This is a genomic window from Dermacoccus sp. 147Ba, from assembly GCF_004151355.1.
GTDB classification, from domain to species: Bacteria; Actinomycetota; Actinomycetes; order Actinomycetales; family Dermatophilaceae; genus Dermacoccus; species Dermacoccus abyssi.
Genome location: NZ_SEHL01000006.1, coordinates 205,311 through 229,856 on the forward strand (window position 1 = coordinate 205,311; position 24,546 = coordinate 229,856).

Annotated in this window: 25 protein-coding genes; 19 read left to right on the top strand and 6 right to left on the bottom strand. The window is 68.4% G+C overall.

Annotation, left to right across the window (positions count from 1 at the left end; all coding sequences use genetic code 11):
* The first annotated feature begins 3 nt into the window (after window positions 1–3).
* Complete coding sequence (priA, locus tag EVU97_RS09910; protein ID WP_129665434.1) at window positions 4–744, top strand: bifunctional 1-(5-phosphoribosyl)-5-((5-phosphoribosylamino)methylideneamino)imidazole-4-carboxamide isomerase/phosphoribosylanthranilate isomerase PriA; 741 nt, start codon at window positions 4–6, stop codon at window positions 742–744.
* A complete protein-coding gene (locus EVU97_RS09915) occupies window positions 744–1,511 on the top strand; it encodes an SseB family protein (RefSeq protein ID WP_129665436.1) in 768 nt (255 codons plus the stop codon). The genes priA and EVU97_RS09915 overlap by 1 nt, the downstream gene beginning before the upstream one ends.
* Before the next feature lie 84 nt (window positions 1,512–1,595).
* Here the strand turns inward: EVU97_RS09915 and EVU97_RS09920 are convergent, their stop codons facing one another.
* From EVU97_RS09920 to EVU97_RS09940, 5 genes are all read right to left on the bottom strand, one after another.
* Window positions 1,596–1,889, bottom strand: a complete 294-nt coding sequence (locus EVU97_RS09920) for a DUF3349 domain-containing protein (protein ID WP_047312116.1) — start codon at window positions 1,887–1,889, stop codon at window positions 1,596–1,598.
* Window positions 1,890–1,896: 7 nt separating this feature from the next.
* A complete protein-coding gene (locus EVU97_RS09925) occupies window positions 1,897–2,190 on the bottom strand; it encodes a hypothetical protein (protein WP_129665438.1) in 294 nt (97 codons plus the stop codon).
* A complete protein-coding gene (locus EVU97_RS09930) occupies window positions 2,187–3,452 on the bottom strand; it encodes an inorganic phosphate transporter (protein WP_047312118.1) in 1,266 nt (421 codons plus the stop codon). The genes EVU97_RS09925 and EVU97_RS09930 overlap by 4 nt, the downstream gene beginning before the upstream one ends.
* A 267-nt stretch (window positions 3,453–3,719) precedes the next feature.
* Window positions 3,720–5,120 (bottom strand): dihydrolipoyl dehydrogenase, encoded by a 1,401-nt coding sequence (gene lpdA / locus EVU97_RS09935; protein ID WP_129665440.1) that lies wholly within the window; start codon window positions 5,118–5,120, stop codon window positions 3,720–3,722.
* 47 nt (window positions 5,121–5,167) lie between these two features.
* On the bottom strand, window positions 5,168–6,145 hold the full coding sequence (locus EVU97_RS09940) for a sugar-binding transcriptional regulator (protein WP_129665442.1): 978 nt from the start codon (window positions 6,143–6,145) through the stop codon (window positions 5,168–5,170).
* Between the two features lie 97 nt (window positions 6,146–6,242).
* Here EVU97_RS09940 and EVU97_RS09945 point away from each other — a divergent pair, with 97 nt between their 5' ends.
* The 15 genes from EVU97_RS09945 (at window position 6,243) to argH (ending at window position 20,761) form a co-directional block, all read left to right on the top strand.
* Window positions 6,243–6,662: an MFS transporter gene (locus EVU97_RS09945; RefSeq protein ID WP_255417463.1), complete on the top strand. Its 420-nt coding sequence runs from the start codon at window positions 6,243–6,245 to the stop codon at window positions 6,660–6,662.
* 324 nt (window positions 6,663–6,986) lie between these two features.
* Window positions 6,987–7,643 carry a translation initiation factor IF-3 gene (infC, locus tag EVU97_RS09950; RefSeq protein WP_047312122.1) on the top strand — a complete coding sequence of 219 codons (657 nt, stop codon included), beginning with the start codon at window positions 6,987–6,989 and terminating at the stop codon, window positions 7,641–7,643.
* A gap of 105 nt (window positions 7,644–7,748) precedes the next feature.
* A complete protein-coding gene (gene rpmI, locus EVU97_RS09955) occupies window positions 7,749–7,943 on the top strand; it encodes a 50S ribosomal protein L35 (protein WP_047312123.1) in 195 nt (64 codons plus the stop codon).
* A gap of 72 nt (window positions 7,944–8,015) precedes the next feature.
* Window positions 8,016–8,390, top strand: a complete 375-nt coding sequence (gene rplT, locus EVU97_RS09960; protein ID WP_047312124.1) for a 50S ribosomal protein L20 — start codon at window positions 8,016–8,018, stop codon at window positions 8,388–8,390.
* Between the two features lie 42 nt (window positions 8,391–8,432).
* The gene (locus EVU97_RS09965; RefSeq protein WP_129665446.1) at window positions 8,433–9,245 is read left to right on the top strand and encodes an RNA methyltransferase; all 813 of its coding nucleotides are present in this window, start codon (window positions 8,433–8,435) and stop codon (window positions 9,243–9,245) included.
* 46 nt (window positions 9,246–9,291) lie between these two features.
* On the top strand, window positions 9,292–10,389 hold the full coding sequence (gene pheS / locus EVU97_RS09970) for a phenylalanine--tRNA ligase subunit alpha (RefSeq protein WP_047312126.1): 1,098 nt from the start codon (window positions 9,292–9,294) through the stop codon (window positions 10,387–10,389).
* A 4-nt stretch (window positions 10,390–10,393) separates the two neighbouring features.
* A complete protein-coding gene (gene pheT / locus EVU97_RS09975; RefSeq protein WP_129665448.1) occupies window positions 10,394–12,928 on the top strand; it encodes a phenylalanine--tRNA ligase subunit beta in 2,535 nt (844 codons plus the stop codon).
* Window positions 12,929–13,018: 90 nt separating this feature from the next.
* Entirely contained in the window at window positions 13,019–14,068 is a 1,050-nt protein-coding gene (argC, locus tag EVU97_RS09980) for an N-acetyl-gamma-glutamyl-phosphate reductase (protein WP_129665450.1), read from the top strand.
* Window positions 14,068–14,478, top strand: a complete 411-nt coding sequence (locus tag EVU97_RS09985; protein WP_118912585.1) for an ACT domain-containing protein — start codon at window positions 14,068–14,070, stop codon at window positions 14,476–14,478. The genes argC and EVU97_RS09985 overlap by 1 nt, the downstream gene beginning before the upstream one ends.
* The gene (gene argJ / locus EVU97_RS09990) at window positions 14,475–15,626 is read left to right on the top strand and encodes a bifunctional glutamate N-acetyltransferase/amino-acid acetyltransferase ArgJ (RefSeq protein ID WP_129665452.1); all 1,152 of its coding nucleotides are present in this window, start codon (window positions 14,475–14,477) and stop codon (window positions 15,624–15,626) included. The genes EVU97_RS09985 and argJ overlap by 4 nt, the downstream gene beginning before the upstream one ends.
* Complete coding sequence (argB, locus tag EVU97_RS09995; protein ID WP_047312131.1) at window positions 15,623–16,564, top strand: acetylglutamate kinase; 942 nt, start codon at window positions 15,623–15,625, stop codon at window positions 16,562–16,564. Before argJ ends, argB begins: the two co-directional genes overlap by 4 nt.
* The gene (locus tag EVU97_RS10000) at window positions 16,561–17,775 is read left to right on the top strand and encodes an acetylornithine transaminase (protein ID WP_255417464.1); all 1,215 of its coding nucleotides are present in this window, start codon (window positions 16,561–16,563) and stop codon (window positions 17,773–17,775) included. The genes argB and EVU97_RS10000 overlap by 4 nt, the downstream gene beginning before the upstream one ends.
* The gene (argF, locus tag EVU97_RS10005) at window positions 17,772–18,704 is read left to right on the top strand and encodes an ornithine carbamoyltransferase (protein WP_129665454.1); all 933 of its coding nucleotides are present in this window, start codon (window positions 17,772–17,774) and stop codon (window positions 18,702–18,704) included. The genes EVU97_RS10000 and argF overlap by 4 nt, the downstream gene beginning before the upstream one ends.
* Window positions 18,701–19,237 (top strand): arginine repressor, encoded by a 537-nt coding sequence (locus EVU97_RS10010; protein ID WP_129665456.1) that lies wholly within the window; start codon window positions 18,701–18,703, stop codon window positions 19,235–19,237. Before argF ends, EVU97_RS10010 begins: the two co-directional genes overlap by 4 nt.
* A 90-nt stretch (window positions 19,238–19,327) precedes the next feature.
* Entirely contained in the window at window positions 19,328–20,761 is a 1,434-nt protein-coding gene (gene argH, locus EVU97_RS10015) for an argininosuccinate lyase (RefSeq protein ID WP_129665458.1), read from the top strand.
* An 85-nt stretch (window positions 20,762–20,846) separates the two neighbouring features.
* Here argH and EVU97_RS10020 read toward each other — a convergent pair whose 3' ends face one another.
* A complete protein-coding gene (locus EVU97_RS10020; RefSeq protein WP_129665460.1) occupies window positions 20,847–22,091 on the bottom strand; it encodes a globin domain-containing protein in 1,245 nt (414 codons plus the stop codon).
* A 176-nt stretch (window positions 22,092–22,267) separates the two neighbouring features.
* Between EVU97_RS10020 and EVU97_RS10025 the strand changes: the two genes are divergently transcribed.
* Complete coding sequence (locus EVU97_RS10025) at window positions 22,268–22,915, top strand: DNA-3-methyladenine glycosylase (RefSeq protein WP_240730195.1); 648 nt, start codon at window positions 22,268–22,270, stop codon at window positions 22,913–22,915.
* Window positions 22,916–22,990: 75 nt separating this feature from the next.
* Entirely contained in the window at window positions 22,991–24,253 is a 1,263-nt protein-coding gene (gene tyrS, locus EVU97_RS10030; RefSeq protein WP_129665464.1) for a tyrosine--tRNA ligase, read from the top strand.
* Window positions 24,254–24,546: the final 293 nt, after the last annotated feature.

The following is a 24,546-nucleotide window of genomic DNA, read 5'->3' on the forward strand; positions in this document are numbered from 1 at the left end:
GTCATGTCGACCAGCCCCCGCCTCGAACTCCTGCCCGCCGTCGACGTCTCGGAGGGCCAGGCCGTCCAGCTCGTCCAGGGCGTCTCCGGCACCGGCGGCCAGTTCGGTGACCCGATCGCCGCTGCAAAGGCTTGGCAGGGGGCCGGTGCCGAGTGGCTCCACCTCGTCGACCTCGACGCTGCGTTCGGACGCGGGACGAACCGTGAACTCCTCGCGCGCATCGTCGGTGAGCTCGACATCAAGGTGGAGATGAGCGGCGGCATCCGCGACGCGGAGTCGCTCGAGGCAGCGCTCGCCACGGGCTGTCGCCGCGTGAACCTCGGCACGGCTGCCCTCGAGAACCCCGAGTGGACGGCTGCCGCCATCGCCGAACACGGCGACCGCATCGCCGTCGGTCTCGACGTGCGCGGTACGACGCTCGCGGCGCGCGGTTGGACCCGCGAGGGCGGTGACCTGTGGGAGACGCTGGCGCGTCTCGACAGCGAGGGCTGTGCCCGCTACGTCGTCACCGACGTCGCGAAGGACGGCATGCTCGCCGGCCCGAACACGCAGCTCCTGTCCGAGGTCTGCGCCCGCACGGACCGTCCGGTGGTCGCCTCCGGCGGCGTCACGACGCTCGACGACGTGCGCGCACTGCGCGAGCTCGTGCCCTCCGGCGTCGAAGGCGCCATCATCGGTTCCGCGCTCTACAAGGGCACCATCACGCTCGCCGACGCGCTCGACGCCGCCGGCCGCCCCGAGTGATGAGCGGCGCACACAACCCGAACATCGACCCTGCGGGGGAGTCGGCCGACACCGCCGGCATTCCGTTCACCGGCCGCCAGGTGACGAGCACCGGCTTCGACGACGACACCGGCGCCGCAGACCCTGCCCTGGTCGCAGCATTGGAGAGCGGGAACGAGAGCGACTGGGTGGCCGCACTGGCCGAGTCGCGTCTGCTCGTGCCGATCGTCGCCGCGCCCACCGAGGTCGACGAATCCGGGACCCTTGCGGTGGAGAAGTCCACCGACATGGCCGTCGTGACGCTCACCGCGCCGGACGGAACGAAGGGGCTCCCGGTCTTCTCCAGCCTCGAAGACCTCGCGCGCTGGGACCCGAAAGCGCGGCCCTCACCGGTGCGCGCCGCGTTCGCCGCTCAGGCAGCCATATCGGAGCAGTGTGAGGTACTCCTGCTCGACATGGCCTCGTCGCACCGCGTCGTGGTACGCGCGAGCATGCTGTGGGCGCTCGCGCAGCAGCAGGCGTGGCTACCCGCTCACGAGGACCCGTTCGTGGCCAAAGCCGTCGATGCGGCGCTCGTGCCCGAGGGGAACGCGGTTCTCGGCCGCCGGCTCGAGGACGCCGGGGAGGGCGTTCTTCGACTGCGTCTGCAGCTGACTCCCGGTCTGGCCCAGGAAGAGCTGCAGGCTCTCGCAACCCGCGTGGGGGAGCGCCTGGCCGGCGACGGTGAAACCCGAGCCAGGATCGAAGGGCTCGCGTTCGCGTTCACGGCTGAGGAGCTCGAGGTCTGAAACAGCCGCGCCACCACACGAGAGTGGGGCTGCACAACCGATCGGTTGTGCAGCCCCACTGTCATGTCGTGAAGGGCGGGCCCCTCAGCGCCAGTCGTCGTTGACGGGAAAGCCGTAGGCTTCCAAGTGGTGGACGACCCGGTCGATCTCATCGGGTGCCGGCAGATCCTGCGTCACCTTCGTGATGCCGACGCCGACATCGATGCGGTCAGCCGGAACGAGTCCGTCGGCCACGAGACGATCACCGAGCTCGTGGACCTCGTCCTCGCTGAGGCGGCGGCGCATGAGGGCGAGCAACGGCTGAAAGTCTCGCTCGGGAACGCCGGCAGGGTAGCTGTGGCGCAGCCACCCCACGATGCGCTCGAGTGCGGGGTTCACGTCGTTCTTACTTCTTCTCGACCAGCGTCGGGTAGATGTGCTCGAAGGAGACCTTCATGTCGAAGCCGGAGCTGACGATGATCGTCAGACCGAGCGCGATGGCAGCACACACGAGAAGGAAGCACACCGCAGCGACCGGCTTTCCCCACGCACGACGCGTGGAGTCGTCGGTCATCTGGCCCGACGAAGCCGCGAGGCCGCGGATTCCGAAGGCGAAGAGCGCGGGGACGCCGGCGCCGAGCACGATGCCGACGGCCAGGACGTGCCACGCACTGTTGAACGCGAGGGAGAGCGTCTTCATCGGGTACCTGCCTTGGACGTGGAGGGCTTGTCCGAGTTCGTCTCGTCGACGACCGGCGGGATGTGCGTCGCAGCGATCTCCTCGGGCTCCCAGGAGTCGTTGACGTTGTTGTGGTCGACCGGAGCCTTGCGCGAGCGCATCCACATGTAGAGCGAGGCGGCGCACAGGATGGCGAAGATGACGATGCCACCGGCGACGCCGCCGATGAGGTCACCGACGTACCACATGAGCGCACCCACGAGCGCGGCCGACGGGAGCGTGATGAGCCAGGCGGCGACCATGCGAACGGCCACGCTCCAGCGCACCTCGGCGCCGCGCTTGCCGATGCCGGTACCGAGGATGGAACCGGTGGCGACGTGCGTCGTGGAGAGCGCGAAGCCCATGTGGCTCGAGACGAGGATGACGGCCGAACTCGAAGACTCGGCAGCCATGCCCTGGGGGGACTCGATCTCGACGAGACCCTTGCCGAGGGTGCGGATGATGCGCCAGCCACCGAGGTAGGTGCCGAGCGCGATGGCCAGGGCACAGGACAGCTTGACCCAGAACGGGACCGACTCGGTGTCGGTCCAGGAGCCGTAGCCGATGAGGGCGAGGGTGATGACACCCATCGTCTTCTGGGCGTCGTTCGTGCCGTGTGCCAGGGAGACGAGCGAGGCGCTGAAGATCTGGCCCCAGCGGAAGCCGCGCTCTGCCTCCTTGTGCTGAACCTTCTTCGTGATGGCGTAGATCAACTTCGTGCCGATCGCCGCGACGATGACGGCGATGACGGGCGACAGGAGCGCCGGGGCGATGACCTTGCCGACCACGCCGTCGAGCTTCGTACCGTCACCGACCCACTTGACGCCGCCGAAGCCGATGGCGGCGATCGCGGCGCCGATGAGGCCACCGAACAGGGCGTGGCTCGAGCTGCTCGGGATGCCGAGGAGCCACGTGAGGAGGTTCCAGACGATGCCGCCGACGAGGCCCGCGAGGACGATGAGCAACAAAGCCTGGCCGTGATCGGCGAGGAACTCCGGCTTGGGTGAGCCGTCCTTGCTCTGGATCTTGATGACGGCGTTCGTGACGGTGAGCGCGACCTCGACGGAGAGGAACGCTCCGACGAGGTTGAGGATGCCCGAAAGGGCGACGGCCACCTTCGGCTTCAGCGCACCCGTGGCGATGGACGTGGCCATCGCGTTACCGGTGTCGTGGAAGCCGTTGGTGAAATCGAAGGCAAGGGCCGTGACGACGACGAGCCCGAGGAGGATGAGGGAAAGGTCCACGTCTCCCAGTCTGAGGCCGTGACGGCGTTTGTCCATCCCCCATCGCGAGAATTTCACGTGATGACGGGCAATTCGACAGGTTCGACCGTGCGATGTTCACCTGGAATTCACCTGCTGACGCTCGTGCGGGCGTGGCGCCGCCCGCCGTGGCGTGAAGATCGGTTGACCGTGCGTCCATCTGTGCCCTTCTGCGGCCGAGGGCCGACGCAGAACGGGGCGGCACTCCGTCATGGAGTGCCGCCCCGTGGAGCGCTGCGCGGTGCGCGATCAGAGGTTGATCATGTGCCCCGCGATGCCGTGAACGGCTTCCTTGACAGCCTCGCCGAGCGTCGGGTGCGCGAAGATGTTGCGCGACACCTCGTCGGCCGTCAGGTCCCACTGCTGAGCCAGGTTGAGTACCGGCAGAAGCTCCGTGACGTCCGGGCCGATCATCGCGGCGCCGATCAGTTCGTTGTGCTTGGCGTCCGCGATCACCTTGACGAAGCCGACGGCCTCGCCGAGGCCCATGGCCTTGCCGTTGGCCGTGAAGGGGAACGTTGCCGTCTTGACGTCGTAGCCCTTCTCCTTGGCCTGAGCCTCGGAGTAGCCGAACGAGGCCACCTGCGGCTGGCAGTACGTGGCGCGCGGGATCATGTCGAAGTTGATCTCCATGGTCTCTGCGCCGGCGATCGTCTCCGCGGCGACGATGCCCATCGCCTCGGCCGTGTGGGCGAGCATGAGCTTGGCGGTGACGTCACCGATGGCGTAGACGCCCTCGACGTTCGTGCGGCCGCGGCCGTCGATCGCGATGGCACCACGGTCGGTGAGCTCGACGCCGAGGTCTTCGAGGCCGTAGCCCTCGGTGCGCGGCTTGAAGCCGAACGCGGAGAGCATCTTGTCGGCTTCGAGTACCTGACTGTCGCCACCCTTCGCGGGGGAGACAGTGACCTTGACGCCGGAGCCGGTGTCCTCGGCCTTCTCGACCTTCGTGCCGGTCATGACCTTGACGCCGAGCTTCTTGTAGTGCTTGAGCAGCTCCTTGGACACGTCGGCGTCCTCGGTGGGCACCATGCGGTCGGCGAACTCGACGATCGTGACGTCGACGCCGAAGTTCTTCATGACGTAGGCGAACTCGACGCCGATGGCGCCCGAACCGCCGATGATGATCGACTTCGGCAGCTCGTCGGTGAGGATCTGCTCCTCGTAGCTGACGATGTTCTCGCTCAGGTCGACGCCCGGCATCGTGCGCACGGTGGCGCCCGTGGCGATGATGAGGTTGTCGTAGGTGACGTCCTCGCTGCCGCCGTCGTTGAGTTCCACCGAGACCGTCTTGTCGGACTTGAGCGTGCCCCAGCCGTCGATCTCGGTGATCTTGTTCTTCTTCATGAGGTAGTGGACACCCTTGACGATGCCCGCGGAGACCTGGCGGGAACGCTTGTGCGTCGGGCCGTACTCCATCGAGGCATCACCGGTGATGCCGAACTTGTCCTTCTCGTGCGTGAGCACGTGCGCGAGTTCCGCGTTCTTCAGAAGGGCCTTCGACGGGATACACCCGACGTTGAGGCAGACACCTCCCCAGTACTTCTTCTCGATAACGGCGACGCTCAGCCCGAGCTGGGAGGCGCGGATTGCCGCGACGTACCCACCGGGACCGGCGCCGAGGACGACGACATCAAAGTGCTTAGCCACGAGTGCGAGCCTAAACCCCCGGGGCCGGTTAGCGGGAGTCGACGCCTCTACCGGCCGGTAGAACTTGCCGAGGCGTCCGCGGGTGCGCCGAGCAATGCGCGGGCGAGCTCGGTGTCGACGACGGCCGACGTGACGTAGCCGCCCTTGATCCCGGCGCGCAGCGCCTCCGCTCGAGCCGCTCCGTGGGAGACGGCGACGACCTCGGTGATGAGCCGCAGATCGCGGGGGCTCATGCTGACCAGGCGTGCGCTCAGCCCCGATTCGACCGGTTCGCCGTCGGTGTTGAACAGCGATCCGGCGATCTCCCCGACGACCTCGAGCCGCTCGAGTTCGTCTCGCTCGTCCTCGGTGGCGAGGTCGTACAGCGTGCTTGCGCCTTCGCTCCACCCCCCGATGCCGACGAGTGCGAGCGAGCAGTGACGTGCCTCGTCGAGGGTGCCCGCCACGGCTGTCTGTGCCCGGATGACGCGCGCGGCCTCGGCGTCCGTCGCGACAAGCGGCGCGTAGAACACGCGTGGCTCGCCGCCGGTGAGGCGGGCGGCGTCACGCACGACGTCAACGGGGGAGGCCTCGTGTGCCGGGAGGTCGAGGGCTCCCGACAGCTGGACGATCGGCACCGGAGGCAATCCTTCGAAGAACGGAACGGTCTGCGCCACCATGCGACTCCACGGCAGGCCTATGACGTCCGTGGGCTGTGCGACGCGTTGCATGAGGGATGCGGCAGCGCGGCCGAGTTCAGCCAGCTTCTCGCCGCCGGCGAGGGCCTCGACGTCGACGACGAGCGCATGACGCAGCCCGAAACGCTCGCGTAGGTCCTGGGACAACTGGTCCTTGACGGCGCCGGGGTCCAGGATCTCGATGCGCACGACTCCACTGTCGCGAGCGGCCTCGAGCAGGCGAGCCACCTTGAACCGGCTGATGCCGAGTTCCTCGGCGATCTGCACCTTGGAGGCGTCGTCGAGGTAATAGCGGCGCGCCGCCTGGACCATGTGCAGCTGAGTCAGCGGCAGGTTCACGTCGACCATGAGGCCTCCTGAGATGAGGGTTGACACTGTGCGTCACATCACACTTTACTCATGTGTGCTCCCTATTGCTCAACTGAGCAGAAAAATTGGGTGCGACATGAGAAGGAGGTCGTCGTGGGACGACGAAGGACAGGCGTCTCCATCCTGGCAGCCACAGCACTCGTGGGCAGCGGCCACCGTGCCGATCGGACTCGCCTCGCGCATGCTCACCCTGGCACTCGGTGCCTTCCTCGCCGGCATGTTCTGCGCGCCCACGATGACGACCTCCGTCGACGCCGTTGCTCGCGCCGTTCCGGAGCGGGTGCGCGGTGAGGCGATGGGCTGGCACGGCTCCTTCCTCACGACGGGCGGCGCGCTGGGCGGACCGATCGCCGGATGGGCCATCGACAGTCACGGCTTCGCCGGCGGTTTCGCCGCCGTGGGCGGGCTCGGAGCCCTCATCTGCGTGGCCGGGGTGCTCATCGTCGGTGGACGGCGGGCGCAGCGCTCCCGCAGTGCGCGACGGGCGTCCGCGTGAGTGGGGGAGGGTCCGCTTCGCCGGGTTTGGAGGGCGCTCGCCGGACTGTTACTCTGGGTGCTACCAGCCGTACGTGTGGTGCTCTCCCGGAGCGATCCGCGAAAATCACACCACGAACGGTGCGCAAGAGGGACTTCGGTCTCCACCCTCGGTTCTCCCACGGGAGGCAGGGTCGTGGTCATGGTTCGTACAAGGCTCACCCCGGTGAGCCTGTTCTCGGGGAATACCTGAGAGCGTGCGAAACGTTGAGACGAAGGCTTCTTGCGTAGGCAAGAAGCCTTTTCGCGTTTCTCCGCCTCGGCGGTGGAACGAATCGTCACAACAGTGAAGGAGTCGGCCATCAGCGCTGAGCCACGCATCAACGATCGGATCCGTGTACCCGAGGTCCGGTTGGTTGGCCCCAACGGTGAGCAGGTGGGCATCGTCCGAGTCGAGGACGCGCTGCGCCTCGCGGCGGAAGCGGATCTCGATCTCGTGGAGGTCGCGCCGCAGGCCAAGCCCCCGGTCGCCAAGCTCATGGACTTCGGCAAGTTCAAGTACGAAGCCGCCATGAAGGCCCGCGAGTCTCGCAAGAACCAGGTCAACACGGTCATCAAGGAGATCAAGCTTCGACCGAAGATCGACCAGCACGACTACGACACCAAGAAGGGTCACGTCGTTCGGTTCCTGTCGGCCGGTGACAAGGTCAAGGTCACCATCATGTTCCGCGGTCGCGAGCAGTCGCGCCCGGAGCTCGGTTTCCGACTGCTCCAGAAGCTCGCCGAGGACGTCGCCGAGCTGGCGTTCATCGAGAGCGCGCCGAAGCAGGACGGCCGCAACATGGTCATGGTTCTCGGCCCGACGAAGAAGAAGGCCGAGGCTCGCGCCGAGGACCGTCGTCGTCGCGAGGCTGCGAAGGCGAGCAAGGCTGCTCCCGCGACGCAGGCCGCCGAGACCGAGGCTCCCGCTGCGGAGCCGGCTGCCGACGAGGCAGCCAACTGAAATCGTCCTTCACCCTCGGGTGAAGACCCCCGCGCCGGGAGACCGGTGGCGGGCCGTCAGACAGCCGGCGTGCACGAGCGCGCCGAGTGAGCGAAGGAGTCGGCTATGCCGAAGATGAAGACGCACAGCGGTGCCAAGAAGCGTTTCCGTGTCACCGGTAAGGGCAAGGTCATGCGCCAGCGCGCCCGCCACGTCCACAAGTTCGAAGAGCGTGCCAAGCGTCAGTCGCGTCGCCTCGTGAACGACGTCGTCGTTGCGCCGTCCGACGAGAAGAAGATCAAGAAGCTTCTCGGTAAGTAAGCCGAACTTTTCCCTCAACCAGCTTTTGCGGCAGGCGCCCGGCGCCGCCGCCCATGAACAAGGAGTACTCACGTGGCACGCGTGAAGCGGGCAGTAAACGCCCAGAAGAAGCGTCGTACCGTTCTCGAGCAGGCCAGCGGTTACCGCGGCCAGCGCTCGCGCCTTTACCGCAAGGCGAAGGAGCAGGTGACGCACAGCCTCGGTTACGCCTACCGTGACCGTCGCGCCAAGAAGGGTGACTTCCGTCGCCTGTGGATCCAGCGCATCAACGCTGCGGCTCGCCTCAACGGCATGACGTACAACCGCTTCATCCAGGGCCTCAAGGCCGCTGGCATCGAGGTCGACCGTCGCATGCTCGCCGAGCTGGCCGTCAACGACGCCCCGGCCTTCGCCGCGCTCGTCGAGATCGCCAAGAAGAACGTCCCGGCCCAGACGCCGGCTGCCTGATTCTCCTAGGCACCTCTTTCGCATCGAACGCCGCTCCACGCCATGATCACGAACACCCGCTCCGATCGGGTCAAGCAGGTCAGGGCACTGGGGCGGCGTTCTGCGCGTGAGAAGGCCGGACTGTTCCTCGTCGAGGGACGCCAGGCCGTGCGCGAACTGATCCGTTTCGCGCCCGAGACGATCCGCGACCTCTACCTCGACGCCGAGGCCACCGAACGTCACCCGGACCTGCGGGAGATGGCGCTTTCCTGGCAGCGCGACGCGGAGCCTGACGAGCGTCGATTCGTCCACGACTGCTCTGCCCAGGTGCTCGCCGAGATGTGCGACACCGAGCAGCCGCAGGGGATCATCGCCGTCGCGCGACCCGTCGACCGCACCCTCGACGAGGTGCTCGCCGGTTCGCCGAAGTTCGTCGTGGTCCTCACGAACGTGAGGGACCCCGGTAATGCGGGCACCGTCATCCGCGGCGCCGACGCGACGGGTGCTGACGCCGTCATCGTCAGCGACTCGAGTGTCGACATCTACAACCCCAAGGTCGTGCGCTCGACCGTGGGTTCGCTGTGGCACCTGCCGATCTGTCGCGGTGCCGCCATCGAGGACATCTTCGCCCGCTGCCGCGACGCCGGGCTGACGCTGCACGCCGCGGACGGTGTCGGCACGACGCTGCTTCCGGACGTCGAGCTCTCCACGCCGCACGCGTGGGTCATGGGCAACGAGGCCTGGGGCCTCGAACCCGAAGTCCGCGAGGCCTGCGACGACGTCGTGTGCGTGCCGATCTACGGCGCTGCCGAGTCGCTCAACCTGGCCATGGCGGCCACCGTCTGCCTCTACGCCTCGGCGGGCGCGCAGCACTGACACGGCGCGTCATTCCGGCTTGCGCGCACTCGATAGACTCGGGCCCATGTCTGGCCCCAACACCAACTACGACCCGGTCGAGGTGTCCGCACTGGACCCCGAGGTCGTGGAGTCGAACGTCACCGACGCCCTCAGCGCCATTGCGGCCGCGAACTCGCTCGAGGAGTTGAAGGACGCACGCCTCGCCCACGCCGGCGACAAGTCGCCCCTCGCTCTCGCCAACCGTGAGATCGGTGCGCTGCCGCCGACGGCCAAGGCCGAGGCGGGCAAGCGAGTCGGCCAGGCGCGCGGACGCGTGGGTCAGGCGATCAAGGAGCGTCAGGCCGAGCTCGAGGCAGAGCGCGACGAGCGCATCCTCACCGAGGAGGCCGTCGACGTCACGACAGCGACGACGTTGCGCCGCCCGGTCGGTGGCCGTCACCCCGTCGAGATGATGCAGCAGCTCATGGTCGACCTCATGGTCGGCATGGGCTGGGAGGTGGCCGAGGGCCCCGAGGTCGAGGCCGAGTGGTTCGTCTTCGACGCGCTCAACTTCGACGAGGACCACCCTGCCCGCCAGATGCAGGACACCTTCTACCTCGACCCGGCCGACGGTGGGCTCGTCATGCGTACGCACACGTCGCCCGTCCAGGCTCGCTCGATGCTCGAGCGCGGTGTGCCGCTCTACATCGTCGCGCCGGGCAAGGCCTACCGCACGGACGAACTCGACGCCACGCACCTGCCGGTCTTCCACCAGCTCGAGGGCCTCGCCGTCGACAAGGGCATCACGATGGCCCACCTCAAGGGAACGCTCGACCATCTCGCCACGCAGCTGTTCGGCGAAGGCATCACGACGCGTCTGCGTCCCAACTACTTCCCGTTCACCGAGCCGAGCGCCGAGATGGATCTGCGCTGCTTCGTCTGCCGCGGGGAAGACCCGGCCTGTCGCACGTGCGGCGGCACCGGCTGGATCGAGTGGGGTGGCTGCGGCATGGTCAACGAGAACGTCCTGCGCGCCTGCGGCGTCGACCCGAGCGAGTACAGCGGATTCGCGTTCGGCATGGGCGTCGAGCGAGCGCTCATGTTCCGCACCGGCGCATCCGACATGCGCGAGATGATCGAGGGCGACGTGCGCTTCGACGCCCAGTTCGGCTTGGAGGTCTGAGGCAATGCGAGTTCCCATCGAATGGCTGCGTGAGTACGTCGACGTCCCGGCCGGAGCAACAGGTCTCCAGGTAGCGGCCGACCTCGTCAAGATCGGTCTCGAGGAGGAGGCGATCCACGGCGGCGGCATCACCGGCCCGCTCGTCGTCGGGCGCGTTCTGACGAAGGAGCCCGAGGAGCAGAAGAACGGCAAGGTCATCAACTGGTGCTCCGTCGACGTCGGCGACGCCAACGGAACCGGTGAGCCCCAGGGCATCGTGTGCGGCGCGCACAACTTCGACGCCGGCGACACCGTCGTCGTCGTCCTGCCCGGTGCCGTTCTGCCCGGTGGCTTCGCCATCAGCGCCCGCAAGACCTACGGTCACCTCTCGGCCGGCATGATCTGTGCAGCCGACGAACTCGGCCTGCCCGACGACGGTTCGCACGGCATCATCCTGCTCCCGCAGCGTCTCGGAGTCGAGGCGAGCGACCTCACGCCCGGCCAGGACGCCCTGCCGCTGCTGGGTCTCGACCGCGAGACGGTCGAGGTCAACGTCACCCCGGACCGCGGCTACTGCTTCTCCATCCGTGGCGTCGCGCGCGAGTACGGCCACTCGACGGGGGCCCGCTTCACCGACCCGGTGCTCGAACTCAACTCGCGTGCCCCGGAGGCCAACGCCTCGGGTTACCCCGTGCGGGTCGACGACGACGCGCCGCTGCGCGTAAACATCGGGTGCGACCGCTACGTGGCCCGCATCGTGCGCGGCGTCGACCCGGCGGCGCCGGTGCCGGCCTGGCTGTCCCAGGCCGTGACGGAGGCGGGGATGCGCTCGATCTCCCTGCCCGTCGACATCACGAACTACGTCATGCTGGGCCTCGGCCAGCCGCTGCACGCCTTCGACCTCGCCACGCTCGGTGAGGAAATCGTCGTGCGTCGCGCGCGGGCGGGGGAGAAGATCACGACCCTCGACGACGTGGAGCGCACGCTCTTCGCCGAGGACCTCCTCATCACCGACGGCGGTGAGCGTCCGCTCGCCATCGCCGGCGTCATGGGCGGCGCCGAGAGCGAGGTGAGCGACACGACGAGCGACATCCTCATCGAGGCCGCGCACTTCGACCCGGTCAGCATCGCCCGAAGCGCCCGTCGTCACCGACTGAGCAGCGAGGCGTCCAAGCGCTTCGAGCGCGGTGTCGACCCGGCGATCGCCGCCGCGGCAGCGCAGCTGGCCGTCGATCTTCTCGTCGAGTACGGCGGCGGCCGCGTCGACGACGGCGTCACCGACCTCGACACCGTCGCGCCGGCCGCGCCGATCGCGTTCGACCCGCAGCAGCCCACGCGCCTCGTCGGCGTCTCGTACACCGACGACGAGGTGGAGGCGACTCTCACCGCGGTCGGCTGCGTCGTCGAGCGAGTCGAGGAGGCACGGTGGAACGTCACGGCGCCGTCGTGGCGCCCCGACCTCACGACGGGGCCCGACCTCGTCGAGGAGGTTGCCCGCCTGCGCGGTTACGACCAGATCCCCTCGGTCCTCGCGCGCCCCGTCGCCGGGCGCGGCCTCACGGCGTCGCAGCGCTACCGCCGCACTGTGGCCAACGCACTCGCCGCCCAGGGGCTCTCAGAGATCATCTCGCTGCCCTTCGTCAGCGACGAGTTGCACACGAAGCTGCGCTACGGGGCAGATGACACGCGACGCTCCACCGTCCGCCTGAGCAACCCGTTGTCGGACGAGGCGCCGTTGCTGCGCACCAGCGTCCTGTCGACGATGCTCGAGTCGCTCAAGCGCAACATCGCGCGCGGCTTCAAGGACGTGGGCCTGTTCGAGCTCGGTCTCGTCGTGGCCGGCCCCGCGGGAACGGCGCCGACCGAGCGGGTCGGAGTGCACCCGACGCCCGAGGTTCTCGCCGCCATCCGTGACGCCGTCCCGGCTCAGCCGCGCCACGTCGCCTGGGTGATGACCGGTGACGGTGAACGCAAGGGCTGGTGGGGTGCAGGCCGCTCGAGCGACTGGAGCGACGCCGTCGCCACCGCGCTCGGCATCGGTCGCGTGCTCGGCGTGCAGCTCGAGGTGGCGCAGGCCGACGTGGCCCCGTTCCACCCGGGCCGCTGTGCCCAGATCATGCTGCCTGACGCCAGCGTCATCGGTCACGCGGGTGAGCTTCACCCGAAGGTACTCACGACCCTCGGCCTCCCGCCGCGCGTGGTGGCCGGCGAACTCGACCTCGACGCCCTCTCGGCGTTCGCCGAGAGGACCGGGGTCGCGGAGCCGATCGCCACGTACCCGCAGGCGCATTCCGACGTCGCGCTCGTCGTCGATTCCGGCGTCACCGCGGCGGTCGTCGAGGACGCACTGCACCGCGGCGGTGGGGAGAACCTCGAGTCGCTGGCGCTGTTCGACATCTACGAGGGCGAGCAGGTCGGCGAGGGCAAGAAGTCGCTCGCCTACCGGCTCTTCTTCCGCTCGCCGGAGCGTACGCTCACGACGGAGGAGGTCAACGTCGCCCGCGATGCGGCCGTCCGTGAGGTCGACAAGGCCGTCGGAGCCAGCCTGCGAGGCGCCTGACCCTGACATGAACCCCTGTGGCCCGCCCACGGGGGTGCATGACTTTTCTCTCTTGTGCATGAGTATGCGTATTCGTGTAGCCTGAACGACATGGTTCAGGTCGCAGTCGCCGGTGCGAGCGGATACGCCGGAGGAGAGCTCCTCCGCTTGCTGCTCGCTCACCCCAACGTCGAGATCGGAGCGTTGACGGCCGGGGGCTCCGCGGGTTCGCGACTGGGTGAGCACCACCCGCACCTCATGCCGCTGGCCGATGTCGTTCTTGAGGAGACGACGCCGGAGGTCCTCGCAGGACACGACGTCGTGTTCCTCGCACTTCCCCACGGTCAGAGCGCTGCCTTGGCCGCCGCGCTCGCCGAGGACGTGCTCGTCGTCGACTGCGGTGCCGACTTCCGCCTCGAGAACGAGAACGACTGGACTGCGTTCTACGACACCCCGTACGCAGGTTCGTGGGCCTACGGTATGCCCGAACTGACCCTCGGGACCGCAGCCAAGCAGCGGGACAACCTGGCCGGGGAGCGCCGCATTGCCGTCCCGGGCTGCTATCCGACCGCGGTCTCGCTCGCCCTCGCGCCCCTGTTTGCCCACGACCTCGTGGAGCACGATGACGTCGTCGTCGTGGCCTCCTCCGGAACCTCGGGGGCCGGCAAGGGCCTCAAGCCGCACCTGCTCGGATCCGAGGTCATGGGATCGATGAGCCCGTACGGTGTCGGCGGCGGCCACCGTCACACCCCTGAGATCGTGCAGAACCTCCGCCGCGCCACGCAGGGAGCGGACGACGTGTCCCTGTCGTTCACCCCCACGCTCGCGCCGATGCCGCGCGGCATCCTGGCCACGTGTACCGCGCGCGTGCGTGACGGCGTGGACGCCGCGGCGATTCGCGCGGCCTTTGAGGCGGCCTACGGCGGCGAGACGTTCGTCCACCTGCTTCCGGACGGCTCGTGGCCCTCGACGGGGATGGTCGTTGCGTCCAACGCCGTCGCGGTTCAGTTCGCCCTCGATGCAAGCTCCGGCCGCGTCGTCGTCGTCTCCGCCGTCGACAACCTCACGAAGGGCACGGCAGGAGCTGCCGTGCAGTCGATGAACCTCGCGTTGGGCTTCGACGAAGCCGCGGGCCTGCCCGCGGTGGGGGTGGCTCCCTGATGGTCGCCTTCGGAGCGCAGTTCACCCTCATCGCCCACCCCGAGGAACTGTCGTACGTGCGCCTCGGGCCGCACGAGGTGGTGCCAGACTGGGCCCTCACGGACGCCCCGCTCGTCTCGGTGAGCGCCACCGCATCTGAGACCTCGGTGCTGTGTCTGTCGTCCGCCATCCCGCGTGACGCGGTGGTGCGCCAGCAGGGGCCGTTCAACGTCTTCGAGGTCGACGGTCCGCTCGACTTCGCCCTCACCGGTCTCCTGTCGGCGATCGTGACGCCGCTCGGTGAGGCCGAGCTCACGGTTTTCACCGTTTCCACGTTCGACACCGACTGGATCATGGTTCCCACCTTCGAGTCCGACCGCGCCCGCGCGCTGTGGAAGCGTGCCGGCCACATCATCAAGGAGAAGGAATGAGCGTCACTGCCGCATCAGGCTTCCGGGCCGCCGGTGTCACGGCCGGCCTCAAGCCCAGCGGAAAGCCCGATCTCGCGCTCGTGGTCAACGACGGCCCCGAGCACGTCGGTGCCGCGGTGTTCACGAGCAACCGGGTTGAGGCGGCCCCCGTGACGTGGTCACGCCAGGTCGTCACCGACGGCCGCGTCGATGCTGTGGTCCTCAACTCGGGTGGTGCGAATGCCTGCACGGGCGCCCAGGGCTTCCTCGACACTCACCGCACGGCCGAACTCGTGGCCGAGGCCGCCGGCGTGAGTGCGGGCGATGTCGTGGTGTGCTCCACGGGGCTCATCGGTGAACTCCTGCCGATGGACCGCATCGAGAATGGTGTGACGCAGGTGTCCGGCGCCGTGAGCGCCGACGGTGGCGCCGACGCGGCCGAGGCCATCATGACGACCGACACCGTGGCCAAGGAGTGCGAAGGCATCGGCTCGGGGTACGTCGTCGGTGGCATGGCGAAGGGAGCGGGCATGCTCGCACCTTCACTGGCCACGATGCTGGTCGTCGTGACGACAGATGCCGTCCTCACGCCGGAGCAGGCTGACGAGGCCCTGCGCACGGCTACGCGCCTCACCTTCGACCGCATCGACTCCGACGGGTGTCAGTCGACGAACGACACCGTGCTCCTCATGGCGTCCGGCGCCTCCGGCGTCGCGCCCGAGATGGGGGAGTTCACGAGCACCCTGACGGAGGTCTGCCAGGATCTTGCGCTGCAGCTCATCACCGACGCCGAGGGCGCTGCCCACGACATCGAGATCGTCGTCTACGGAGCTGCAAACATTAACGATGGACTTGAAGTTGCACGCGCGATCGCCCGGAACAACCTCTTCAAGTGCGCGGTGTTCGGGGGAGACCCCAACTGGGGGCGCGTCCTCGCGGCCGTCGGCACGACCAAGGCGGCGTTCGACGCTCGCACGCTCGACGTTGCGATCAACGGTGTCATGGTCTGTCGCGACGGCGGTGTCGGCGACGACCGATCCGGCGTCGACCTGTCGAACCGTGAAGTGAAGGTCGAGGTCTTCCTCAAGGCGGGCGAGCATTCCGTCACGATCTTCACCAACGACCTCACGCACGACTACGTTCACGAGAACTCGGCCTACAGCACATGAGCACCTCCGAGCACGACCACGGGCTGGCCGGCGAGCGCCGTGACCTGAGCTCGATCGCTTCTGCGGCACTCAAGGCGGGCACCCTCGTCGAGGCGCTGCCGTGGCTCGAGCGCTACCAGGACGCGCTCGTCGTCGTGAAGTACGGCGGCAACGCGATGACCGACCCGGCACTGAAGAGGGCCTTCGCCGAGGACATCGCCTTCCTGCGCTACGCGGGGCTGCGCCCCGTGGTCGTTCACGGGGGCGGACCTCAGATCGCCTCAATGCTGGAGCGCATGGGCCTCAAGAGCGAGTTCCGCGGTGGGCTGCGCGTCACGACCCCCGAGACGATGGAGGTCGTGCGCATGGTGCTCACTGGCCAGGTCTCGCGTGAACTCGTCGGCCTCATCAACCAGCACGGCCCGATGGCCTTCGGGCTGTCGGGGGAGGACGCCCGCCTGTTCGGCGCCCGCCGTCGGCCGGCGTACGTTGACGGGGAGGCTGTCGACATCGGTCTCGTCGGCGATGTCGAGATGGTCGATCCGCAGATCGTGCGCGACCTGACGCACTCGGGGCGCATCCCCGTCATCTCGTCGGTGGCTCCCGACCTCGACAACGAAGGTCAGGTCCTGAACGTCAACGCCGACACGGCAGCGAGCGCGCTGGCCGTGGCACTCGGTGCCCACAAGCTCGTCGTGCTCACCGACGTCGAGGGCGTCTACGCCAACTGGCCCGACCCGGAGTCGCTGCTGTCGACCCTGCCCGCCGAGGACGCCGAAGCGATGCTCGCGACCGTCGAGACCGGCATGGTGCCCAAGCTCGAGGCCTGCATTCGCGCGGTGCGCGGAGGGGTGCCGCACACACACGTCGTCAACGGCACCCGCCCGCACTCGATCCTTCTCGAGATCTTCACCGACGAAGGCATCGGCACGATGATCACGTCAGGAGGACGCTGGTGAGTACCCAGCACGAGAGCCAGACGTACCTCGAGCGGTACGGCACGGCGATGATGGGTGTCTTCGGCGAGCCCGGCCTCGTCCTCACCGAGGGTGACGGCTGCTACGTCACGGACGCCGACGGCCGGCGTTACCTCGATCTGCTCGGTGGCATCGCCGTCAACTCTCTCGGTCACGGCCACCCGGTGCTCGTCGCCGCGGTACAGGAGCAGGCTGCACGCCTCATCCACACCTCGAACCTGTTCACGACGCCCGGTCAGGTGGCCCTCGGTGAGCGGTTGCTCGAGATCGCCGGAGCGCCGGAGGGATCACGCGTATTCCTCTGCAACACCGGCAGTGAGGCGAACGAGGCCGCGTTCAAGCTCGCCCGGCGCACCGGTCGCCCCGACGTCGTCGTTCTCGAGGGTGGCTTCCACGGGCGCACGATGGGGGCCATCTCGCTCACGTCGAAGGAGGCCTACCGCGCTCCGTTCGAGCCGCTCGTGCCCGGCGTCCGGCGAGTGCCGTACGACGACGTCGAGGCGTTGCGTGACGCTGTCGACGAGTCCGTGGGTGCTGTCCTCGTCGAGCCGATCCAGGGTGAGGCCGGCGTCGTCGTGCCGAGTGAGGGCTACCTCGAGGCGGCGCGCCGCATCACGCGTGACGCCGGTGCGCTGCTCATCCTCGACGAGGTCCAGACGGGCATCGCGCGCACCGGCGAGTGGTTCGGTTTCCAGACGCTCGCGCCGGGGCTCGTGCCCGACGCGGTGACGGTGGCCAAGGGCCTCGGTGGCGGCGTTCCTGTCGGCGGGCTCATCACGTTCGGGCCGGAAGTCTCCGGCCTCCTCACGGCGGGCCAGCACGGCACGACGTTCGGCGGTAACCCACTGGCCTGCGCTGCTGCGCTCGCGGTGCTCGACACGATCGCCGGGGACGGGCTTCTCACCCACGTCGTACGACGGGGAGAGCACCTCGCCGCTCGCATCGACGCCCTCGGCGACGCCCGCGTCACCGGATCACGCGGCCGTGGCCTGCTGCGCGCCGTCCTCCTGCGGGACGCCGTGGCGCCGCAGCTCGTCGTCGCCGCGCGCGAGGCCGGCTTCGTCGTCAACGCGCCGACGCCGAACGCCGTTCGCCTCGCGCCCCCGCTCGTCATCTCTGACGCCGAGCTCGACACGTTCGTGGACGCCCTGCCGGCCCTGCTCGACCGAGCAGGAGAGAAGGAGACATCGTGACCCGCCACTTCCTGCGCGACGACGACCTGTCGCCCGCCGAGCAGCGTGAGGTGCTCGACCTTGCCGCACGCCTCAAGGCCGATCGACACTGTGTCCGCCCGCTCGAGGGGCCCCGCGGCGTCGCCGTCATCTTCGACAAGCCGACGCTGCGCACCCAGCTCAGTTTTTCGGTGGGCATCGCCGAACTCGGCGGCCACCCGATGATCGTCGACGGCAACCTCGCCCAGGTGGGCACTCGGGAGTCGATCCACGACGTGGCCAAGGTGTTGGGCCGCCAGGTGAGCGCCATCGTCTGGCGGACGTTCGCCCAGAAGTCGCTCGCAGAGATGGCCGAGCACTCGGGAGTTCCGGTCGTCAACGCGCTCACCGACGACTTCCACCCGTGCCAGATCCTCGCCGACCTCCTCACTGTCACGGAGCACAAGGGAAGCGTGGCCGGGCTCAAGGTCGCCTACGTCGGCGACGCAGCCAACAACATGGCGCACAGCTACCTGCTCGGCTTCGCCACTGCGGGGGCGAACATCGTCGTCGCCGGACCGGAGAGCTACCAGCCGAACCCCCAGATCCTCGAGGACGCTCAGCGCATCGCGGTGCAAACGGGTGGGAGCGCCACGGCCTCCACCGACGCCGTGGTCGCGGTCAGCGATGCGGACGTCGTCATCACCGACACCTGGGTGTCGATGGGGCAGGAGGGCGAGAAGGCCGAACGCCAGGGCGAGACGAACCCGTTCCGGTCGTTCGCCGTGACCGCGGACCTCATGGCCCACGCCAAGGCCGATGCCATCGTCATGCACTGCCTGCCCGCATACCGGGGGTACGAGATCGCCGCCGATGTCATCGACGGGCCGCAGTCGGTCGTCTGGGACGAAGCGGAGAACCGTCTGCACGCGCAGAAGGCTCTGCTCGCCTTCCTTCTGGAGCGCTCGTGATCGCGCCGACGAAGGGCGCGCGACATCAGCGCATCCGCGAGATCCTCGGCCGGGAGCCCATCCGCTCGCAGACCGATCTCGCCGAACGTCTGCTCGAGGACGGCGTCGACGTCACCCAGGCGACGCTGTCGCGTGACCTCGTCGAGCTGGGCGCGGTCAAGGTGCGCCAGGGGCGAACACTCGTCTACGCCGTGCCTGGCGAGGGCGGCGATCGAACGCCGCGTGCCGGCGCCGCTCGTACCGAAGCCGTGCACCGCCTTCGCCGGCTCTCCGGCGAACTGCTCGTCACGGCCGAGTCCTCGGGCAACCTCGTCGTGCTGCGCACGCCTCCGGGCGCTGCGAACTTCCTCGCCTCGGCGATCGACCACGCGGAGTTCGAGGAGGTGCTCGGCACCATCGCCGGCGACGACACGATCCTGGTCATCGCCCAGGCGGACGCCGAGTCGTCAGCTCTGGCGCAGCGCTTCCTCGACCTCGCCGGGCGTACCGACGACGCCGGAGCCGACGAGGACCTTCACGCCGACGACGCGTGAGAATCCACGCGAGCACCCTGAGATTTCCCTGCTACCCCTGCACTTCGGTGACCCGTTCGAGCCGGGCCACTCCTCGATGAAAGGTTTGTCATGACCCAGGCCGATTCGCGCCTCAGCCTCTGGGGCGGACGCTTCGTCGGCGGCCCCTCCGACGCACTCGCGGCCCTGAGCAAGTCCACCCACTTCGACTGGCGCCTCGCGCCGTACGACATCGCCGGATCCCGGGCACACGCCCGCGTTCTGCACCGCGCGGGCCTCCTCGCCGCCGACGACCTCGGGGCCATGCTTGCGGCCCTCGACAAGCTACGCGGTGACGTGGAATCGGGCGTCTTCGTCCCGGCCCAGGACGACGAGGACGTTCACACCGCGCTCGAGCGCGGCCTCATCGAACGTGCCGGCGCTGACGTGGGCGGTCGCCTGCGCGCCGGGCGCTCGCGCAACGACCAGGTGGCCACCCTGTTCCGCATGTACCTGCGTGATCACGCGCGGGTCGTCTCGGGGCTGCTGCTCGACGTCGTCGACGCTCTCGTGGCTCAGGCCCGAACCCACATGGGCGTCGCGATGCCTGGCCGCACTCACCTGCAGCATGCCCAGCCGGTGCTCCTCAGCCACCACCTTCTCGCCCACGCCTGGGCCCTGTTGCGCGACGCCGAGCGCTTCGTCGACTGGGACAAGCGCGCGGATGCCTCGCCGTACGGCTCGGGGGCGCTCGCGGGCTCGTCTCTCGGCCTGGACCCGGCTCGGGTGGCCGAGGACCTCGGCTTCAGCCGCCCGACGCAGAACAGCATCGACGGCACCGCCTCGCGTGACTTCGTCGCCGAGTTCGCCTTCGTCTCCGCGATGGCCGCGGTCGACATCTCGCGCATCGCCGAGGAGGTCGTCCTCTGGGCGACGAAGGAGTTCAGCTTCGTCACCCTCGACGACGCCTTCTCGACCGGTTCCAGCATCATGCCGCAGAAGAAGAACCCCGACGTCGCCGAGCTCGCCCGAGGCAAGGCGGGCCGTCTCGTCGGTGACCTGGCCGGCCTGCTCACGACCCTCAAGGCGCTTCCCCTCGCTTACAACCGTGACCTGCAGGAGGACAAGGAGCCGGTCTTCGACGCCGTCGACACCCTCGAACTGCTCCTGCCTGCCTTTGCCGGGATGACCGCGACGCTGACGTTCCACCCGGAGCGCCTCGAGTCGCTGGCCCCGCAGGGCTTCTCGCTCGCCACGGACATCGCGGAATGGCTCGTGCGCGAGGGCGTGCCCTTCCGTGTGGCTCACGAGGTCGCCGGAGCGTGCGTCCAGGAGTGCGAGAAGCGCGACATCGAGCTGTGGGATCTCTCGGACGACGACCTGGCCTACATCAGCGAGCACCTCACCCCGGGCGTGCGTGAGGTCCTCAGCGTTCCGGGATCGCTCGCGTCGCGCAACGCCACGGGCGGCACCGCCCCGGAGCGAGTCGGTGAGCAGCTCGAAGCTGCCGCCGCTCGAGCGGGCGAGCTGCGCGAGTTCGCCGACTCGCGCATCGAGCTGCACTGACCGGAGCACTCTCCCCGTCTCATGACGACAGCGGCACCCGAGAACGGGTGCCGCTGTCGTCATGCGTGCTGACGGCTGACGCCGATCAGGCCAGTAGCTGCTCCTCGGCGACGAGCTCTTCGGGGGAGGCCTGGCTGGAGGTCGAGCCACCGAGCCACAGGTCGGGCCCGAAGATCTCGTAGCTGATGTCGGCCGCGTCCACGCCGCGGTCGAGCAGGCCCGAGCGCACGTGCTGCATGAACGGCACCGAGCCGCAGAGGTAGTACTCGGCGTTGTCCGGCAGGTCGAGCTCGTTCACGGCGACGAGACCTTCGCGCGCATCGTCGCCGCCCTTCTCGTAGTACGTGATGGCGGTGGCGCCGGTGTCGGCTGCGGTGCGGGCGACTTGCTCGCGCAGCGGGTGGGTGTCTACGTCGACGTCGGCGTGGACGAGGACGAGTTCACGACCGTTCGTGCGGCCCTGAGCGGCGGCGTCGAGGATCGAGGCCATCGGCGTGATGCCGATGCCGGCGGAGAACATGACGAGCGGGCGCGTGTGGTCGTCCTTCGCCACCTCGATGTCGCCCACCGGTGCGCTCACGGGCAGAACGTCGCCCTCGGAGCGCTCGAAGAGGTATCCCGAGACGGCACCGTCGGGGGTGCCGTTCGCGCCGAGCACCTTCTTGACCGTGATCTGGAGGGCGGCGTCCCCGGGTGCGCTCGAGATCGTGTACTGGCGGGGCTGACGGTAGTCGTCCTCGAGCTGAGCGATGACGGAGACGTACTGGCCCGGAACGTAGTCGGGAATCGCCGAACCGTCGACGGGCTCGAGAGTGAACGTGCGGGCGTTGCCGCCGGCGTCCTCGATGCGCGTGATGCGGTGGTCCTTCATGAGGGAGTCCGGTGTGCGGTCGATCTGCTGGTACAGCTTCGCCTCGGCGCTCACGAGGTCCATGGCGAACAGCCAGTACACCTCTTCCCAGGCGCGTGCCACCTCGGGCGTGACGGCGTCGCCGAGCACCTCGCCGATGGCCTCCATGAGGTTGCGGCCGACGATGGTGTAGTCGCCGGGCTTGATGGCGAGGGCAACGTGCTTGTTCGCGATGCGCGACAGGACGTGGTCGAAGTCGATGTCGGAGTCGCCCAGCAGGTGGTGGGCATACGCGACGATGCTCGACGCCAGCGCGATCGGCTGCTCGCCGATGGCCTGGTTCGCCTGGTTGAACACGTTGAGCAGGTCCGGGTTGCGCTCGAACATCTTGGGGTAGAAGACCTTGGTGATCTGCGTGATGTTCTCGATGACCGGTCCGGCAGTCGCCTTGACGATCTCGGCGTTGTCGGCGTGCAGCATGCGTCCTCCAGGGTGACGTCGTCAGGTTGCCGTAGACGGTTGTCCCGTTGCGGCCGTCGTGACGCTACGGCGCGGGCCTGGCTCGAGGGCAGGGACGAATGTCACCGATCCCCAGGAACCGAGGGGTGCGGGACCGCGACGGCGGAACCCATCGGCAGCGTTGGCACAATGACGGCGTGCACCCCGTCGATCCAGATCTCTTCGCCGCAGCGCCCGAGGTGGTGGCTCCGCGGCTGCTCGGCCTGGTCGTGCACCACGACGGCGTCGGTGTGCGAATCAGCGAGGTCGAGGCGTACGCGGGGGAGCGCGACCCGGGGTCGCACGGCTTCCGTGGTCGCACTCCGCGCAACGCGGCGCTCTTCGGACCTCCCGGCACCGTGTACGTCTACATCAGTTACGGCATCCATCGAGCCTTCAACCTGGTCTGTGGCCCCGACGGAGAATCCGGCGGAGTGCTCGTGCGCGCCGGTGAGGTCGTCGAGGGGGAGGAGATCGCTCGGCGGCGCCGGGGTGGAGACCGGCGCGACGTTCCGTCACGGCTGCTGGCGCGGGGGCCGGGAAACCTCGGGCAGGCGCTCGGCGTGGATCTCGACCTCAACGGAACGCCGGTCACCGGAAGGGACGCGCAGGTGCGACTCACCGTGCCGGACGGGTGTACCCGGCTCGAATACCGCAGCGGCCCACGGGTCGGGGTGAGCGGCCCCGGCGGCGACAGCACGCTGTACCCGTGGCGCTTCTGGCTGCCCGACGACCCGACGGTCTCCGCCTACCGGCCCGCCGTGGCGCGCCGACGAGCCGCGACGAACCCGCACCAACCGAAGTGACGCGGGCGCACCCGATGGGGCACCCTTGGAACGGCGCCGGAGCCAGACACCGGCCATGACGACGAAAGGCACATCGTGACCAACATCCTCGACGAGCTGCAGTGGCGCGGAGCGGTGGCACAGACCACCGCTGAAGCCGAGCTGCGTGAAGCACTCGCGAACGGACCTATCACGGTGTATTGCGGTTTCGACCCGACTGCCCCGTCGTTGCACTTCGGCAACCTCGTTCAGCTCATCCAGCTACGTCGCCTGCAGAGGGCCGGCCACCGGGTGATCGCCCTCGTCGGCGGCTCGACGGGACTCATCGGCGACCCCCGTCCGAGTTCGGAGCGAGTGCTCAAGACGAAGGACCAGACGGCGGAGTGGGTCGACAAGATCCGCTCGCAGGTGCGCCCCTTCCTCGACTTCGAGGGTGAGAACCCGGCGCGCGTGGTGAACAACCTCGACTGGACCTCACAGATTTCGGCTCTCGACTTCCTGCGCGACGTCGGCAAGTACTTCCGCGTCAACGCGATGATGAAGAAGGACGCCGTAGCGGCTCGCCTGAACTCCGAGGAGGGCATCAGCTACACGGAGTTCAGCTACCAGATCCTTCAGGCGCTCGACTACCTCCACCTGTACCGCGAGTACGGCTGCACCTTGCAGACCGGTGGTTCGGACCAGTGGGGCAACCTCACTGCCGGGGCCGACCTCATCCGTTCGGTCGAGGGCAAGAGCGTTCACGTGCTCACTTCGCCGCTGCTGACCGACGCGAGCGGGCAGAAGTACGGCAAGTCGGAAGGCAACGCCATCTGGCTCGACGCGACGATGACGAGCCCCTACGCCTTCTACCAGTACTTCCTCAACGTCGAGGACTCCGAGGTCATCAAACTCCTCAAGTTCATGACCGACAGGACGCCGGAGGAGATCGCCGAGCTGGAGAAGGCCGTCGCCGAGGCACCCTTCCGCCGTGAGGCGCAGCGGACGTTGGCCGCCGACGTCACGACGCTCGTCCACGGCGAGGCTGCGACGGCCGGCGCCGTGGCCGCGAGTGAGGCTCTCTTCGGCAAGGGAGACGTGACGGCGCTTGACGCGTCCACGCTCCATGACGCAGCGCAGGAACTGCCGGGAGCCGACGTCGCCGAGGGCACCAGCCTGACGGACGCCGTGGTCGCGGTCGGCATCGCGGACTCACGAAACGCGGCCCGGCGCCTCATCGGTGACGGCGGGGTTTCGCTGAACAACGTGAAGATGAACGACGCCGAGTACGCCCTGACGGCGGACGACTTCCTCCACGGCGAGGTGGCAATCCTCAAGCGCGGCCGCAAGTTCCAGGCCGCGGCACGTCGGGCCGGGTGACCCGACGTCCGGTGCAGGGGAGGGGCTCTCGAGGCACCTCTCCCGCACCGAACGCCCTGGCACATCTCCGCGTTTGTGCCCAGGGTGAAAAGCGTGTAATGTCTTCCGAGTCGCCGCGAGCAGCGGAGGGCCGAAGGCCCGCCGCCAGCCGCACCTGACACTCTCGGATTGCCTACAGGCACAACGAATTACAGCGATGTAGTTCGAAACGGCCGGGTTGGTGCTAAGCCGAGGAAGTGCTAGGGTAGACGAGTTACCCCAGACGGGTGAGAGGTTCCACCTCAAACCCTGAC

Coding starts and splice junctions, on each gene's coding strand:
- argB (WP_047312131.1), top strand. CDS start 15,623: ATGAGCACCTCCGAGCACGACCACGGGCTGGCCGGCGAGCGCCGTGAC.
- EVU97_RS09985 (WP_118912585.1), top strand. CDS start 14,068: ATGGTCGCCTTCGGAGCGCAGTTCACCCTCATCGCCCACCCCGAGGAA.
- EVU97_RS09945 (WP_255417463.1), top strand. CDS start 6,243: ATGAGAAGGAGGTCGTCGTGGGACGACGAAGGACAGGCGTCTCCATCC.
- argC (WP_129665450.1), top strand. CDS start 13,019: ATGGTTCAGGTCGCAGTCGCCGGTGCGAGCGGATACGCCGGAGGAGAG.
- rpmI (WP_047312123.1), top strand. CDS start 7,749: ATGCCGAAGATGAAGACGCACAGCGGTGCCAAGAAGCGTTTCCGTGTC.
- argJ (WP_129665452.1), top strand. CDS start 14,475: ATGAGCGTCACTGCCGCATCAGGCTTCCGGGCCGCCGGTGTCACGGCC.
- pheS (WP_047312126.1), top strand. CDS start 9,292: ATGTCTGGCCCCAACACCAACTACGACCCGGTCGAGGTGTCCGCACTG.
- EVU97_RS09965 (WP_129665446.1), top strand. CDS start 8,433: ATGATCACGAACACCCGCTCCGATCGGGTCAAGCAGGTCAGGGCACTG.
- EVU97_RS09940 (WP_129665442.1), bottom strand. CDS start 6,145: ATGGTCGACGTGAACCTGCCGCTGACTCAGCTGCACATGGTCCAGGCG.
- priA (WP_129665434.1), top strand. CDS start 4: ATGTCGACCAGCCCCCGCCTCGAACTCCTGCCCGCCGTCGACGTCTCG.
- argH (WP_129665458.1), top strand. CDS start 19,328: ATGACCCAGGCCGATTCGCGCCTCAGCCTCTGGGGCGGACGCTTCGTC.
- EVU97_RS09925 (WP_129665438.1), bottom strand. CDS start 2,190: ATGAAGACGCTCTCCCTCGCGTTCAACAGTGCGTGGCACGTCCTGGCC.
- EVU97_RS09915 (WP_129665436.1), top strand. CDS start 744: ATGAGCGGCGCACACAACCCGAACATCGACCCTGCGGGGGAGTCGGCC.
- pheT (WP_129665448.1), top strand. CDS start 10,394: ATGCGAGTTCCCATCGAATGGCTGCGTGAGTACGTCGACGTCCCGGCC.
- EVU97_RS10020 (WP_129665460.1), bottom strand. CDS start 22,091: ATGCTGCACGCCGACAACGCCGAGATCGTCAAGGCGACTGCCGGACCG.